Annotated in this window: 14 protein-coding genes; 7 read left to right on the top strand and 7 right to left on the bottom strand. The window is 34.9% G+C overall.

Going from position 1 to position 16,397, the window contains the following annotated elements:
- Positions 1–348: 348 nt before the first annotated feature.
- A complete protein-coding gene (argS, locus tag PEDSA_RS03865; protein WP_013631841.1) occupies positions 349–2,121 on the bottom strand; it encodes an arginine--tRNA ligase in 1,773 nt (590 codons plus the stop codon).
- 292 nt (positions 2,122–2,413) lie between these two features.
- Between argS and PEDSA_RS03860 the strand changes: the two genes are divergently transcribed.
- Positions 2,414–3,805, top strand: a complete 1,392-nt coding sequence (locus PEDSA_RS03860) for an arginine decarboxylase (protein ID WP_013631840.1) — start codon at positions 2,414–2,416, stop codon at positions 3,803–3,805.
- Between the two features lie 31 nt (positions 3,806–3,836).
- On the opposite strand, the gene PEDSA_RS03855 is transcribed toward PEDSA_RS03860, so the two are convergent.
- From PEDSA_RS03855 to PEDSA_RS03830, 6 genes are all read right to left on the bottom strand, one after another.
- Positions 3,837–4,373: an NADPH-dependent FMN reductase gene (locus PEDSA_RS03855; RefSeq protein WP_013631839.1), complete on the bottom strand. Its 537-nt coding sequence runs from the start codon at positions 4,371–4,373 to the stop codon at positions 3,837–3,839.
- 82 nt (positions 4,374–4,455) lie between these two features.
- Positions 4,456–5,703: a glutamate-5-semialdehyde dehydrogenase gene (locus PEDSA_RS03850; protein ID WP_013631838.1), complete on the bottom strand. Its 1,248-nt coding sequence runs from the start codon at positions 5,701–5,703 to the stop codon at positions 4,456–4,458.
- Positions 5,704–5,709: 6 nt separating this feature from the next.
- Positions 5,710–6,744 (bottom strand): glutamate 5-kinase, encoded by a 1,035-nt coding sequence (gene proB / locus PEDSA_RS03845; protein ID WP_013631837.1) that lies wholly within the window; start codon positions 6,742–6,744, stop codon positions 5,710–5,712.
- 144 nt (positions 6,745–6,888) lie between these two features.
- Complete coding sequence (locus PEDSA_RS03840; protein WP_013631836.1) at positions 6,889–7,884, bottom strand: bile acid:sodium symporter family protein; 996 nt, start codon at positions 7,882–7,884, stop codon at positions 6,889–6,891.
- Positions 7,881–8,324 (bottom strand): NUDIX hydrolase, encoded by a 444-nt coding sequence (locus PEDSA_RS03835; RefSeq protein ID WP_013631835.1) that lies wholly within the window; start codon positions 8,322–8,324, stop codon positions 7,881–7,883. Before PEDSA_RS03835 ends, PEDSA_RS03840 begins: the two co-directional genes overlap by 4 nt.
- Positions 8,321–9,295 (bottom strand): cation diffusion facilitator family transporter, encoded by a 975-nt coding sequence (locus PEDSA_RS03830; RefSeq protein ID WP_013631834.1) that lies wholly within the window; start codon positions 9,293–9,295, stop codon positions 8,321–8,323. Before PEDSA_RS03830 ends, PEDSA_RS03835 begins: the two co-directional genes overlap by 4 nt.
- Positions 9,296–9,384: 89 nt before the next feature.
- Between PEDSA_RS03830 and PEDSA_RS03825 the strand changes: the two genes are divergently transcribed.
- The 6 genes from PEDSA_RS03825 (at position 9,385) to PEDSA_RS03800 (ending at position 16,368) form a co-directional block, all read left to right on the top strand.
- Positions 9,385–10,581, top strand: a complete 1,197-nt coding sequence (locus PEDSA_RS03825; RefSeq protein ID WP_013631833.1) for a pyridoxal phosphate-dependent aminotransferase — start codon at positions 9,385–9,387, stop codon at positions 10,579–10,581.
- A 195-nt stretch (positions 10,582–10,776) separates the two neighbouring features.
- Entirely contained in the window at positions 10,777–11,307 is a 531-nt protein-coding gene (locus PEDSA_RS03820; protein ID WP_013631832.1) for a hypothetical protein, read from the top strand.
- A gap of 57 nt (positions 11,308–11,364) precedes the next feature.
- Positions 11,365–13,197: an ABC transporter ATP-binding protein gene (locus PEDSA_RS03815; protein WP_013631831.1), complete on the top strand. Its 1,833-nt coding sequence runs from the start codon at positions 11,365–11,367 to the stop codon at positions 13,195–13,197.
- Positions 13,198–13,314: 117 nt separating this feature from the next.
- Complete coding sequence (locus PEDSA_RS03810; protein ID WP_013631830.1) at positions 13,315–14,718, top strand: MBL fold metallo-hydrolase RNA specificity domain-containing protein; 1,404 nt, start codon at positions 13,315–13,317, stop codon at positions 14,716–14,718.
- Positions 14,719–15,028: 310 nt separating this feature from the next.
- Positions 15,029–15,643: a hypothetical protein gene (locus PEDSA_RS03805; protein ID WP_013631828.1), complete on the top strand. Its 615-nt coding sequence runs from the start codon at positions 15,029–15,031 to the stop codon at positions 15,641–15,643.
- The gene (locus tag PEDSA_RS03800; protein ID WP_013631827.1) at positions 15,625–16,368 is read left to right on the top strand and encodes a DUF3307 domain-containing protein; all 744 of its coding nucleotides are present in this window, start codon (positions 15,625–15,627) and stop codon (positions 16,366–16,368) included. Before PEDSA_RS03805 ends, PEDSA_RS03800 begins: the two co-directional genes overlap by 19 nt.
- The last annotated feature ends 29 nt before the right edge of the window (positions 16,369–16,397 follow it).

Raw genomic sequence — 16,397 nt, 5'->3', positions numbered from 1 at the left:
AATGATTTTTCAGCAATTAACGGATGTTAGTATGCAATCTCTTTTACCATTGAAATAATACACTAAGCTTAAAGTAAAAGAGAGAGACATTTTGTTCTAAATAGCGACGGAAGAAGACATAGGGGTAAGTAACGTGAGCTAGTAAATAACCTAATCACCGACTTTTGTCCTGCTCAACTTTCCTGACTGGCATTCGGGAGTTCTGAAGGGAATTCATCTGAAAATCAACAAGGTTATCCCGAGCTGACCTTAGTGTAGTTAAATAGGAATTCTGACTCTTTAAAAAGAAATGTACCAGCAATAAAAAAGGATGTTTTAAAACACCCTTTTTCTAACTGATACAATAGATTACATTCTTTCAGGGACTTCTATTCCCAAAAGTGCCATAGCTTTTCTAATAGTATCGGCTGTATGATAAGAAAGTTTTAATCGGAATGTTTTCAAATCTGCATCTTCTACTTTCAAAATCGTTTCTGACTGATAGAATTTATTATAGGCTTTAGCTAAATCGTAAGTATAATTGGCTATGGCTCCTGGGTTAAAATCTCTGGCAGCAGCGTTTAATACGGACGGATACCTGCTTAAAACTTGAATCAGTTCTAATTCAGTTTCCTGCAATTTTTCAGGATTGACAGTTGAAATATTTTGATTATCGTAACCTGCTTTATTTAATACAGACTTTATTCTGGCATGTGAGTATTGGATAAAAGGTCCGGTATTTCCCTGGAAATCTATAGATTCTTTCGGATCGAACAGTAAACGCTTTTTCGGTTCTACTTTTAACAGAAAGTATTTTAACGCCCCCATTCCTATCATATGATAAAGTTTTTCCTTTTCTTCATCATCAAAATGATCTACTTTTCCCAACGCTTCTGTTTTCTCTTTCGCAGTAACACGCATTTCTTCTATCAGATCATCTGCGTCTACCACAGTTCCTTCCCTGGATTTCATTTTACCGCTAGGTAAGTCAACCATTCCATATGATAAATGGTATAATCCATCAGCCCAGGTTTTGCCCAGTTTTTTCAGAATTAAAAACAACACCTTAAAATGGTAGTCCTGTTCGTTTCCTACAACATATATGGATCTGTCTACGCCAAATTCATCATATTTAAGCTGAGCTGTTCCTAAATCCTGAGTAATATAAACTGAGGTGCCGTCTCCTCTCCTTACCAGTTTTTCATCCAGACCATCTTCTGTAAGGTCAATCCAAACAGAGTTATCTTCTTTTTTGAAGAAAACGCCTTTAGCTAAGCCTTCTTCTACAATATCTTTCCCCAGAAGGTAAGTATCAGACTCGTAGTAAAACTTGTCAAAGTTAACCCCCAATTCTTTATAAGTTTCTTCGAAACCGGCATACACCCAGGAATTCATGGTTTTCCATAATTGAATAACTTCCTGATCTCCCTGCTCCCATTTTAATAGCATCGCTTGCGCTTCTTTAATTAATGGAGCTTCTTTCTTTGCCTCTTCTTCAGTTTTGCCTTGGGCTTTTAAACCTTCTATTTCTTTTTTGTATTCTTTATCAAAGATTACATAGTATTTCCCAACCAGGTGATCTCCTTTTAAGCCTGAACTTTCGGGAGTTTCTCCATTGCCAAATTTCTGCCATGCCAACATAGACTTACAGATATGTATTCCACGGTCGTTTACCAGATTTGCTTTAATAACCTGATATCCGCTCGCCTTTAATAGCTCGGCAACTGAAAAACCCAACAAATTATTTCTGATATGTCCTAGATGTAATGGCTTATTTGTATTCGGTGAAGAATATTCCACCATTACTTTTTCCCCATTAAAAGGCATTTGAGCAAAGTCATCTGCTGAAATCTCTGTCTGAAATACATTCAACCAAAAAGCATCCGAATAAACAATATTCAAAAAGCCTTTAATAACGTTGAAGCTTTCTATTTCTTTATAATTTTCTTTAAGGTATTCTCCTAAAATCTGAGCAGTTTGTTCCGGAGATTTCTTTGTTTGTCTTACAAAAGGAAAAACAACTAGGGTTTGATGCCCTTCGAATTCTTTTTTTGTTTGTTCTAAAGTAATCTGGGAAGGTTCTATATCTATTTCAAACGACGCTTTAAAAGCCTGACTGATTGCTTGTGCTAAAAAAATCATGGCACAAAAATAGATAATATTAGTCAAATTTGAGTTTGGAAGGGTAAAAGATAGAAAAAGTTAAATAGATGCGGGATTTGGCCGGCAATACATGGATAAACATAGAGAAAAAATGCCGAACCTATTCATCTGTAATTCAACGCATAAACAATTATTTTATTCAGTAATGCGTTAACTAATGTATTAAAGGTATTCCGTTGGAAAATAATTAACTATCAACTCATCAATTTTTTACTTTTTACTAGCTATTTATTCAATTAAAAATTACATTTTTGCCAAAATTTTATAGAGAATGCAGAGTTATCAAGAATTTCAAGATCTTAGTGTAGGTTTTCCTCAAGAAGGTTTTGATATTATAGATGATGAATTATATTTTCATGATCTCAACTTAATGGAGATGATTGAGACCTATGGTACTCCACTTCGTTTCACTTATCTGCCGCTTATTAGCAAAAAGATTCAACAGGCTAAGATCCTGTTCCAAACGGCAATCTTAAACAACGATTACCGTGGCACCTATAAATATTGTTATTGTACAAAAAGTTCGCATTTCAGACATATTGTTGAAGAAGCTTTAAAGAATGACATCCATTTGGAAACCTCTTCTGCTTTCGATATGCCAATGATTGATACGTTGGAAAAGAAGGGAAATGTGACTAAAGATATAACCGTTATCTGTAATGGTTTTAAAACCTTCCAATACAAGCAGTATATTATTGATATGCTTCACGATGGTTTTAAAAACATTATCCCTGTATTGGATAACAAGGAGGAGTTCAACTTGTACGATGACGAGATTGAAATGGACACGCCTTGTAATTTGGGTATTCGTGTAGCATCTGAAGAACAGCCGAATTCGCAATTCTATACTTCGCGTTTAGGGATAAGACAAGAAGACGTAATCGATTTTTATAATTCTAAAATCAGTAAGAATCCTAATTTTAGAGTCAAGTTATTACACTTCTTTATTAATTCTGGTATTTCTGACACGCCATATTATTGGAACGAGCTTGAAAAGTACGTTACGCTTTATTGTAAATTCAAGAAGGTAAATCCAGAGTTGGATACTTTAGATATCGGTGGTGGTATGCCGTTTAAAGATTCTTTGGTCTTCGATTTTGATTATGAATACATGATCAATGAAATCGTGAAACGTATTAAACAAATATGCGCTGCTCACGATGTAATGGAACCAGATATTATTACTGAGTTTGGAAAATATACGGTTGCAGAGGCTTCAGGTATTTTATATAAAGTTCTTGGTAGAAAGCAACAAAATGACAGGGAAAAATGGTTAATGCTGGATGGTTCTTTTATTACCAACTTACCTGATGTTTGGGCTTTAAATCAAAAATACATCCTATTGCCTATAAACAATTGGGATTCTGAATATGAAAAAGTAAACCTGGGTGGCATTACCTGCGATGGACAGGATTATTACAGTCAGGAAGCGCATATGAACAACGTATTTATGCCGAAGACAAGAAAGGTGCAATATTTAGGATTTTTCCATACAGGCGCTTATCAAGAGGTTTTAAGCGGATACGGTGGTATTCACCATTGTTTGCTCCCGTCTCCTAAACATGTTCTGATCAGAAGGAACAGAGACGAAACTTTTAACTATGAAGTTTTTGGTGAGGAACAAAATAGTAAGCAAGTCCTGAAGATTTTAGGATATCTATAAAAAGGAAGGCGGTTTAAAACCGCCTTCCTTTTTATTTTAAATCAAGTTTTGATTTGAAAGTATCTATTGCTTTTTCCAATTCAGCTTTATATTCTTCATTTATCAGTCCCTCGCCTACTTTAAAATTCTCATGAAATTTTGGTAAGGAAAATGTAGATAAGATCTCCACACCAAACTGAGGAAAAAATTTGGTTGCTGTCTGCATAACATTTCCTCCGCCATATCCACCGGGAGAAGTACTCATTAATAAGGTTGGTTTATTAAAGAAAGGTTGTTTCTCTATTCTTGATATCCAGTCGAGGATATTTTTAAAAGCCGTAGAGTAAGACCTATTATGTTCTGCCAGAGAAATAATCAATGCGTCGGCATTTTCTATTTTGGAAAGAAATTGGTGAGCTTCTTCCGGATATCCATCTCTTTCTCTATCTACCGAAAATATAGGCATTTCATAATCGTTCAGATCAAGAAGCTCTATATCTGAGCCTTCAAAATATTGTAATGTATATTCTACTAAACTTTTGTTGATTGATCTGCTGCTGTTGGAACCAGCAAAGGCAACTATTTTCATATTTTTCTATTTCTGGTATTTAATTGTCAAATAAAAAGGGAGATAAAACTGTTATTATCTCCCTTCTCATTATTTCTTGATGTTATCTTATTTGTCCGTCGCCGGTTACAAACCATTTTTCTGTAACCAATTTCTCCAGCGCAAACGGTCCTCTGGCATGCAATTTCTGAGTTGAAATACCAATTTCTGCACCCAGGCCAAATTCTCCGCCGTCTGTAAATCTGGTAGACGCGTTTGAATAAACAGCAGCAGCATCTATGTCATTCATAAACTTCTCAATTTTTTCCTGATCGTTGGAAACGATAGCTTCTGAATGTTTTGAAGAATGCTCTGTAATATGCTCCATTGCTTCCTCGAAACTGTCTACTACTTTGACAGAACATTTGAAGTCTAAAAACTCGCGGCCAAAGTCCTCTTCTGTCGCTTTTTGCAAAGATTTATAGCCAATTTTATTTAAAACCTGATAAGATCTGTCATCTGCAAAAATTTCAACATCGTAAGAAGCCAGTTTAGGTGCTACTTTTTCCAGTAATTCATCAGCCACTTTTGCGTCAACAACAATACTATCTAATGAATTACATACTGATGGTCGCGTTACTTTTGCATTAGTGATAATGTTTACCGCTTTATCCAAATCCGCCGTTTCTTCAACGTAAGTATGACAAACACCTGCACCAGTTTCAATAACCGGAACTTTAGAATTCTCTCTTACAAAATCAATCAGTTGCTGAGAACCCCTTGGTATAATGATATCTACATATTTTGTAGCGTTTAGTAATTCGGCCACAAACGCTCTTTCTACTGGTAATAACTGAACGATATTTTCATCTACACCATTTCTTTTAAGCACTGATTTAATAATATCAACCAAACAAATATTGGTATGGTAAGCGTCAGAACCACCTCTTAACACACAAACATTTCCGGATCTGATACATAAAGAAGCTACATCTATAGTAACATTTGGTCTGGACTCATAAATTACGCCTACGACCCCTAATGGCACAGTTTTTTTCTGAATACGTAAGCCATTCTTTAATACTTTGTCTGAAATAACCTTATCGGTCGGATCTTCCAAAATTGCTACTTCCCGCAGGCTTTCAGCCAATCCCTTTATTCTTTCTACATTTAAAAGAAGGCGATCTTTTTTTGGATTACTATCATCCATTTTAGCAAGGTCTTTTTTGTTCTCAGCGATAATTTCGTCGGTATGAAGTAAAAGCTCATTTGCTAAGTCAATCAATATTTCTTCCTTTTTCGCAGCAGAGATATTCTTGATTACCCTTGTTGCTTCTGAAGCCGATTTTAATATATGATTTATAGTTTCCATTTTCTTTTATAATAGGACAATATCATCGGCATGAGCCAACTCGATATTTTGTCTGCTTTCTATTGTTTTTAATGTTTTTGAATCAATTTTTGCTTTCGCTACTGCTATGACGATATTTTTCTCATTCACTATCTGGAAAACTTCTCCGGATTCGAAATCGCTTAAAAATGACTTCACACCTACTGCCAAAAGACTTCTTCGTTTTTCCAATGCCTTCTGTGCTCCTTCGTCAACCTGAACCGAACCTCTGATTAAGCTTCCGCTAGCCAGCCACTTATTTCTTGAAGAAATTTTAGTTGGTTGCGGATGGCATACCGTTCCGGTTTCCCCTTTTAAGCTCTTCAAGATACCATCTTCCGTCCTGATTCCAAAAATCACTGCTTTAATTCCCATTTGGGTTGCCAGACGGGCGAAATTTAATTTAGAAGTCATCCCACCCAATCCAACAGAAGATTTATCCGTTCTAGCCAAAGACAACGCTTCTTTGTCGATGACTCTGATTTCGGGGACTACCTTTCCTTTTTCGTCCAACACTCCTGGAACAGAGGTGCTAAATAACAATTGTTCTGCTCCAAAACCAACAGCTATTAAAGTAGCCAATTCGTCGTTGTCTGAAAACTTTAATTCCATATTGCTAACTACATCATTTTCATTAGCAACCGGAATGATATTATTTTTCCATAGCTCTTCGTAAGTCTTTTTCAATTGCAGAAACTGACTTCTATTTGAGAAATGATGGCGTTCGCAAAGACTTTGTGCTATTGCTAAGTTATAAGGTTCGAAATATCTGGAATAAGTTTGTAACAATAAAGGGTTTCCTATCGCTGCGGCTGCCTTTCTTTCAATCAGCGTACCTGCATATTTTGGAATAAACTTCTTACCAGCTGCCACAGCCCCAGAAGAAACCAATACTATATTGTATTTCTGGTGTAAAACGGCAACCTGCTTTGCTATGTCTTTTACAACTTTCTCATCCAATTCTCCTTCTGCCGTTGTAATTGAAGCCGATCCAAACTTTATAACTATAATAGGTTTCTTCATTGAAATATATAATTAGGCTCTTTCCAGCGCTATTTCTTTTTGTAAAATTTTTGTTTTAGAATAAGTCTGTAAAACTATGAAATTGGCAATGCTTTTAGAAATTATTCTGGCTCCAATCTCTTGCTTATTTCAATTTTCTGACGATTATCGATCTTCCCTGGCAAATTTGTTGGCCAGAATACTGCATATTACCAGTTGCGAGGTATGGTAGATCATTAGGGGAAGTAAAATAACACCCATAACATCCGAACCGGGGAATAGAATTTTAGACATTACAGTTCCATGCACTAGAGACTTTTTCGATCCGCAGAACATCAATGTAATCTTGTCTTCTTTGGAAAAGTTCAATAGATTACTTATAAAGTTTGTTATACTGATTATGACAAAAAAAAGTGCTACTGAAAACATTGTTAACCGTAATAAATCGTTAATACTTAATGCCGCAAAAACATTTTCTGTGAAGGACTCACAGAAAGAATTAAAAATAATGAGTAAAATAATTGATTGATCGAATTGTTTAAGTCTAACCTTGTATTTTTCTGCAAACCAGCTATATTTATTATGAAAGATTAGACCTAATAAAACTGGAAGAAGAACCTGTAGGATTAACTTTAAGAATATACCACCTAACTCAAAATCTCCCTTAGCTGTCTCTGAGAACCAAACTTCCATCCAAATTGGTGTAATGAAAACCCCTAATAAACTGGAAATACTGGCATTAAAAATTGCTGCCGGAATATTACCTCTCGCTATCGAAACCATTACTACAGACGACGAAACTGTTGAAGGTAAAGCTGTCAGATAAAAAATTCCCGTCCAAAAGTCCTCTGTGTGAATATTTGGAATCAGTTTGTGTAACAGCAGAATGATTACCGGAAAAACTACAAAAGTTGACAGATGAACCATCAGATGCAACTTCCAATTAGATAAACCCGCTTTTAATTGTATTGGATTTAATTTTAGTCCATAAAAAAAGAATATAATAGAAACTCCTATCTGGGCGATTTCGTCTAAGGGAATTAAGCTATCCTTGGCTCCTGCGAAAGGAAATAAATAAGCCAGGAAAATCACGGATATAATTCCCGGTAGGAAACCATCAAAGCCAAATGAAGCAGCTTTCTTTATAAATTTCCCTATCATCTTTTACTTTTCAGGAGCTTTAACACATGTTTATCTACAGGGAAAGTCAGATCTTTATCTTCCAGCTCATCTACAAAAACTAATCTGAAAGCCTGCTTCTGCCCTTCAGCCTGACTATCAAAATCGAAAGCTTCTAAAGATATTTTAAATTTGAACTTGTCTAAAGGTTTCACCAGATAATATATTGAAAGCAATTGTTCTTCAGAAAAAAGTGACTTGACAAAAAAATCTGTCGTATAAAAATGGCTTAAAACGGCTATTTCCAAATTACATTCTTCTAAAAATTCTCGTTTTAATCCTTCAATAGTTCCTTCTCCCAATTCGAGACCGCCGCCAGGAAATTTAGTAAAACGGAATCCTTTTATTTCTTCGTCTGTTATTAAAATTTGATTTTCTTCGTTTATAAGGAGTCCGTAAACACGAACGTTGAAATTCTTCATTGATTAAAATGCTTTTTATTTTTTGTAATATTATCAATATTCCATTCTATATTTATTGTCTGAGGTTCCGATCTAACCGGACAATTCTTCATATTGCAATAATGGCAACATTCCGGCACACAAGGGTCCGCATGAACAAATAGTTCAGTATTAAAAGTATTTGAATTCATTGCCTTATCAATTTCGGATACTTCGTGATGAACTTTTACGAGATCAAAGTAATAAGGTAAAGTTACATGACAATCGACATGATATGTTGCCCCGTAACGTTGTATTCTTAAATTGTGTACGTCTATCCACGGATCGCGTCTATGGCTGTTAAAATGTTCTACTACCTTTTCTACCAACTCCAAATCAGACTCATCCATTAATCCTCCTATAGAAACTCTGGTCAGCTTATAACCGCTATAAACTATATAACCAGCCAATCCTAACGAAATCAAACTATCCAGCCAAAAAATTTCAGTTATATATATGAGTATAAGCCCTGCAATAAGACCGAATGAACTAATAGCATCGGTTCCAAGGTGCTTTCCGTCCGCTATAATGGTTAAAGAATTTAACTTTTTTCCTTTCTTTACCATATACCATCCTAACGCGCCATTAACCAGACCAGTAATTCCGATTAAGACTGATCCATTGATAAGATCCTTAATAGGTTCGGGATAAAAAATATTATAAATTGTTTTAGTTATAATTACAATTCCGGCCAATATGATCAATCCTCCTTCTAAAAAAGCTGAAAAAAACTCTACTTTTCCATGTCCATACGGATGGTTCTGATCTCTGGGAAGTGATGACAAATAGATACTAAAGAACGCAAATGAGCTTGCTACAATATTTACTATACTTTCGGCGGCATCGGTTAGAACTGCATTTGAGTTGGTAATAAAAAATGCAAAAAACTTAATTGCCATTAGTAAAACACCAACAACCAAAGACATCAGGACAATATTCTTTTTCTCTTTCACTTCATTTTAAAATAAGACTACAAACTTAAAAATAGAAAATTCCATAGACAAAAAACTATTCATTATATTTGCTGCCCAAAGCTAAAATCATGAGTATTTTATCAGACAGAATAAATAACCTATCAGAATCAGCTACGTTAAAAATGACCAAATTAGGTCGCGAATTAGCTGCAAAAGGCATTAATGTAATCAGTTTAAGTGTAGGAGAACCAGATTTTAACACTCCTGACCACGTTAAAGAAGCCGCAAAAAAGGCATTAGACGAAAACTATACCCGTTATTCTCCTGTTCCGGGATATCCTGAACTACGCCAGGCTATCGTAAATAAATTAAAAATCGAGAATAATTTAGATTACGATGTATCGCAAATTGTAGTTTCTACAGGTGCAAAACAATCATTATCTAACGTAATTTTGACTTTGATCAATCCGGGTGATGAAGTAATTATTCCTACGCCTTACTGGGTTTCTTACTCCGAAATGGTAACGCTTGCCGAAGGTAAATCTGTTTTTATTGATACTGACATAGAAAGTGATTTTAAAATCACACCTGAGCAATTGGAAGCTGCAATTACTCCAAAAAGTAAATTGTTCATGTTTTCTTCGCCAAATAACCCTACAGGTACGGTTTACAGCAAAGAAGAATTGGCAGCTTTGGCAAAAGTATTCGAGAAGCATCCTAATATTTTCATTCTTTCTGATGAAATTTATGAGCATATCAATTTTGTTGACAAACATGAGTCAATTGCTCAATTTCCAAGTATTAAAGATCGCGTAATTATCATAAACGGTTTTTCTAAAGCATTCGCAATGACAGGATGGCGTTTGGGCTACCTTGCTGCCAACAAAGAAATTGCTGCTGCAAATGATAAATTGCAGGGACAAACTACTTCTGGCACTTGTTCTATCGCTCAAAGAGCTGGTATCGCGGCTTACGAACAAGGTTTAGATTCTGTAAATACAATGAAAGAAGCTTTTGCCCGCCGTCGTCAGTTGGTATATGATTTATTAAAAGATATTCCGGGGGTTAAAACTAACATGCCAGAAGGTGCTTTTTATTTCTTTCCTGAAATTAGTTCGTTCTTTGGAAAAAAAGACGCTGATGGCAATGTAATTAAAAATTCTTCCGATTTAGCACTATACCTTTTAAATGTTGGACATGTGGCAACAGTAGGTGGTGATAGCTTTGGTAATGATAATTATATCCGTTTGTCTTATGCTGCCTCTGATGAAAGTTTAGTGGAAGCTTTAAGAAGAATTAAAGAAGCACTAGCAAAATTAAGTTAGTTGTCAGTTTTTTAAATTAGCAAACGCTGAATACATTTTAAAGGAATGGGATTTATCCTGTTCCTTTTTTATTTAATAAACCATAAAGGAAGCTAAGCATCAAATAATAAATTCTGTGCAATCCGTATGGTTTTTATTTAACTCCTACAAACTGAAAGATGCCTTTGTACGTTATAAAGCTTTAAACTGTAATACATGAAATTTTCATCTCCTTTTTCTATTCTATTTCTTTCATTGCTTTTATTTTCTTCCAATCTATTTGCTTTCGCCGATAATGATAGTCTTGCTTACGAACGACAACGGGAAAAAATAAATAATATGCTCGACCAAAGAAGTACAAAGTTTGGACAATACACCGAAAGCCTGAATCAGAGAACCGGCATATTCGGCCTAAAAACAAAAAAGGACATGCAAAAGAGCATTGATATTCTTTTAAATATTATACTGACTGATAATGCGATACTTAAAGAAACAAAAGTTTTACTTGACTATAAAGCGTTCCAGCAGCAAAAAGTGGTGATCCAATCTAAAGAGACGGATGAAAAAAACATTTCTTATATGCGAACGATCAACAAGCTTCAAAGTCAAAACGAAATTTTACAAAGAGAAATAGACGAACTTAAGAAATCAAAAGCTACTGCTACGGTGTACATTATCGTATTGTTGACGCTAATTGCACTTAGTTCTGCTTATATGTTCAGAAAATTTTACAGTAAAAAGAATTAAATCCGCTTTTCTTACCTTACTTTTGCCCATTGACCAATTTAATGGGTATTTTAAAAGATGGCAAGGAACAGGTTTAATAGTGGATCAAAACAAGAAGCAGAACTCCCAAAAGCAAAACTCAACAAAGAGACATTAAATAAAATCTCGGCGCTACTCAAGTATTTAAAGCCATATAAAGGGAAATTTATTATTGGATTTGTTTTTCTTTTATTATCCAGCTTAACGGGATTGCTATTTCCAGGATTAATTAAGGTGATGCTTGAGGTTGCTCAGGGAAATCCTGCAGAATACGGACTTCCGAATAGTGTTAAATTAATCGGAATTATAGCATTCAGTATCTTATTTGTACAATCTTTTGTATCTTTTTTCCGCATCAAGCTTTTTGTTGAAGTAACCGAAAAAGCACTGGCCGATTTAAGAAGAGATACTTATTTTAAAATGATTACGCTCCCAATGAACTTCTTCTCTAACAGAAGAGTTGGGGAATTAAACAGCAGACTTTCGGCAGATCTTTCTCAGATACAAGATACTATAACAACAAGTTTTGCAGAAATAATAAGACAAACTATATTGTTAATTGGTGGTATTTCTTTCCTAATTTATACTTCTGTACAATTAACTTTATTCAATCTTTCTATTCTTCCTATTATTATTGGCTGTGGTGTTTTCTTTGGAAAAAAATTAAGATTGATATCCAGAAGTGCGCAAGATCAATTGGCAGAATCAAATACTATAGTTGAGGAAACCTTACAAGGTATCAACAATGTTAAAGCTTTTGTTAATGAATCTTATGAGGCCGGCAGATATGATAAAAGTCTTCGTCAAGTAGTAAAAATCGCTTTAAGAGGTGCCACTTACAGAGGGAGTTTTGCATCATTTATTATATTTTGCTTGTTTGGCGCCATTTTAGGAGTAATGTGGTACGGTGCTTATTTGGTTCAGCAAGGATCATTTGATATTTCTTCTTTATTAGCTTATATGCTGTACTCATTATTTGTGGGTGCTGCAATGGGGACCTTTCCAGATTTATATGCCAATATTCAGAAAGCTGTCGGTGCTTCGGAACGTGTTTTAGAAATCTTAGAAGAAAAAACAGAAGATATCTCTATCGATCCTGAAAAGAATAAAACCAAACATTTTATTAAAGGAAGTCTATCCTTTAAAGGTGTAGTATTCGCCTACCCTTCCCGGAAAGAAATAACTGTTCTTAAAGGTATTTCATTTGATGTCGAAGCAGGGCAAAAAGTTGCCTTTGTTGGTTCCTCGGGAGCTGGAAAGTCCACTATTGCAGGTTTGATCCTTAAATTTTATGATATTCAAAAAGGTGAAATAACTTTTGATGGTATAAATGCCAATGATTTGGCATTAACAGATATCCGTAATCAAATTGCTATTGTTCCGCAAGATGTCATACTATTCGGTGGTACAATTTTAGAGAATATCGCTTACGGAAAACTAAATGCCACCAAAGAAGAAATTATAAAAGCAGCAGAACAGGCCAATGCTCACAATTTCATTATGAGTTTTCCTGAAGGTTATGACACTGTTGTGGGCGAGCGCGGTGTTAAGCTTTCGGGTGGACAAAGACAGCGTATTGCTATAGCGAGGGCTTTATTAAAAGATCCGGCTATTTTAATTTTAGACGAAGCGACATCTTCTCTGGATTCGGAATCTGAAAGATTAGTACAGGAAGCACTGGAAACTTTAATGAAAGGGCGTACCTCTATTATTATCGCACATCGCTTATCGACTATTCGCGAAGCCGATAAAATTATTGTTTTAGATAAAGGAAAAATTGCCGAAGAAGGCAAACATAGTGAACTGATTCAGATTGATGAAGGCATTTATAAGCATTTAAGTAACCTTCAATTTGAAATCCAATCTACTTGATTTAGTCTCAAAGATATTGTTGTAAAAGAATTTTCAGAGGAATAAAATTTCTCCGGGCTTTTCTTTCTGTCTTCAGATCAACAACATTTCTTACTAAATCATCGATATTATATTTATATGAAACTAACATGTTGGGGTGCTGCTAAACAGGTAACTGGCAGTATGCACCTTTTAGATATTGACAATTATAGAATTCTGATTGATTGTGGTCTTGATTATGAAGGAGGGAAAGATTTATCTCATAACGCTAATTTCCCTTTTAATCCAGCCGAGATTGATCTGATTATACTTACTCATGCACATATTGACCATTCTGGAAATATTCCAACCTTAATTAAAGAAGGTTACAAAGGGCAGATTTTATGTACCCCACCTACCGCAGAACTTAGTCAGTTACTGCTTAGTGATGCTGTAAATTTATTTTTCAATAAAAAGAAAGGTAATCCAAAAGGTCGGAGAAAATTGAGAAACAGAAGCCAGGCTGATCTTTATACCGCGCCGTTGTATCTGCAAAAGCATGTAATGGATACTGCGGACAGAATGGTTACCGTAGCTTATCATAAGCAATTTCAGATTAGAGACAATATTTCACTGGAATTTATTCCAACAGGACATTTATTGGGCGCCGCTGCCTGTAAATTAACTGTGTCTGACAATGGCGTTCAAAAGACAATTACTTTTACGGGAGATATTGGTAGACAAAACTCACCTGTTTTGGTTGATCCTGAAATATTATCGCAAACAGAATATCTGGTTTGCGAATCTACTTACGGAGGCAAACATCATTCTACGGATTCAACAATAGAAGAAACTTTAATAAAACATATAACCGAAACCTGTTTAGAGCAACCTGGAAGGTTAATTATTCCTGCTTTTTCTGTCGGGCGTACACAGGCACTGGTTTATTCACTTAATAAGATATTTTCTAAAAAATTACTTCCTCCTATTCCTGTATTTGTCGACAGTCCTTTGGCCAATCGGGCTACCGAGGTCTATAGAAAGTATAAAAATTATGTTAATGAAGAAGCTGAAGCATTTTATGAAACCTATGGAGATAAATTTGAATTCGAAAATTTGTCTTATGTAAAGGAATTAAAAGAAAGCAAAGAAATTGCCGATCATTTCGAACCCTGTATCATTATTTCTTCTGCAGGAATGCTTGAAGGGGGTAGAATTCAAGACCATCTTTTCCATAACATCCAAAATATTTACGCCAAGATTTTATTTATTGGCTATTGCTCAGAAGGCACTTTAGGTCATCGCTTACTACGGGGAGATGCTTTTATTAGGCTAAAAGGGAAAGATTTAGCTGTATTTGCAAAAATAGATAAGACAGATTTGTTTAGCGGCCATGCCGATCATCAAGACATCCTGGATTACATTGCTGCAATTCCTAAAAAGCCCAAACGGATATTTCTGGTACATGGCGAGCAATCCAGTATGCTGGCTTTAAAGAATGATTTAGAAAATAAAGATTATCAGGTAAGCCTGCCGGAAAAGGGAATGGTATTTGAGCTTTAGATTGAGAATCTTAAAAAGATAAATGAATTTTAAATAGACTCTAACTATATTTAGCTAAATCATAATCATGAAAGGCCTGTTTAAACTCTTAAATTCTTTAAATAAAAAGCTGTTACCCAGTCTGTACAAAAAAGATCCGGTTAAACTGACTAAGTTTGAAAAAGCTATTACAGGCTATAGATATTGGGTTTTAAAGAATAGTCTGGATTAATATAACCAAATACTGTTATATTTTAGATTATAACTAAAATCAGTTATATTCAAAATTATAACCAAAATCGGTTATATTTGCTTTTATAACAGTTATAAAGTGATAGCTATATTAACCGGAGATATTATTAATTCCCGACAAGTCGATACAAAACTTTGGCTCCCTTTGTTAGAAAAAGCATTGGCTAAATATGCTCTAAAAAAAAGCAGCTGGGAAATATACAGGGGCGATAGTTTTCAAATGGAAACATCTATAGAACAAGCTTTTGAAGCCATTATTTATATTAAAACTATCATTAAATCTATACAGGGATTAGATGTAAGAATGGCTGTAGGTATCGGTGAGAAAGATTATGAAGCAGACTCGCTGAAAAAATCTAACGGACAGGCGTTTGTATTTTCGGGTGAAACCTTTGATGCTTTACAAAAAGAAACATTAAAGATAAAAACACCATGGAAAGATCTGGATGAACAGCTGAATATCTACTTAGACTTAATGGCTTTCATTATCCATAACTGGAATGCCAACGTATCTTCAACTGTATATTACAGTTTAGCCTATAAAGAACTCAACCAAGCGGAGCTCACCAATAAGATTGGCAAGAAGCAGAGCCAGATTAGTAGAGAGCTAAAAAAAGCAGGTTACGATTATATCCTGAAAACCATCAATTATTGTCAAAAAACCTTAATCGCTAAATGTACATCTTCATCCTAAAATTAATATTGGCGCATATTATTGGCGATTTCTCGCTGCAAAGTAATAAATGGATTGCGGAGAGGAACAGAAATGGCGCTCACTCTAAGTACCTGTATTATCATATAGGAGTACATACCTTACTCATATTGCTATTTTTTATAGGATCATTATCGGAATATTGGTTAGGTTTACTCATAATTCTTATATCTCATTTTTTCATAGATCTGGGAAAGATTTATCTGGAAAAAAAGTCAACGGGTTATAAATTGCTACTTTTCACCTTAGATCAGCTATTGCATATAATTGTAATCGCATTGGTTTTTTATGGATATTTTGGAAATGTAGAGATGATAACTATGTCATTATCTATTGAAACGATAATGCTTTATGCAATTGCATTTTTAATGGTTACATCTGTAGCTCCTACCCTGCTCAAATTGTTTTTCAATAAATGGTATAGCGCCTTAAAAGAAAACGATGAATCTCTGGACACAGATTCGCTGAAAGACGCGGGAAAATATATCGGTATTTTAGAACGAATCCTGATTGTTACATTTATCAGTATCAATTTTCTGGAAGGAATAGGATATTTGCTGGCTGCGAAATCTATATTTAGATTTGGCGACCTCACAAACTCCAAAGACAAAAAACTAACGGAATATATTTTGTTAGGCACATTGATAAGCTTTTCTATAGCCCTAATTGTCGGGTTAATCTTGCGAGAATTATTAAATCTTTTATAAGATACAGGAAAAAGCAAAAGCTTTTATTT

This window comes from Pseudopedobacter saltans DSM 12145 (assembly GCF_000190735.1).
Classification (GTDB): domain Bacteria; phylum Bacteroidota; class Bacteroidia; order Sphingobacteriales; family Sphingobacteriaceae; genus Pseudopedobacter; species Pseudopedobacter saltans.
Note: the sequence above shows the minus strand (reverse complement) of the source record. Positions and strands in the feature narration are given on the sequence as shown.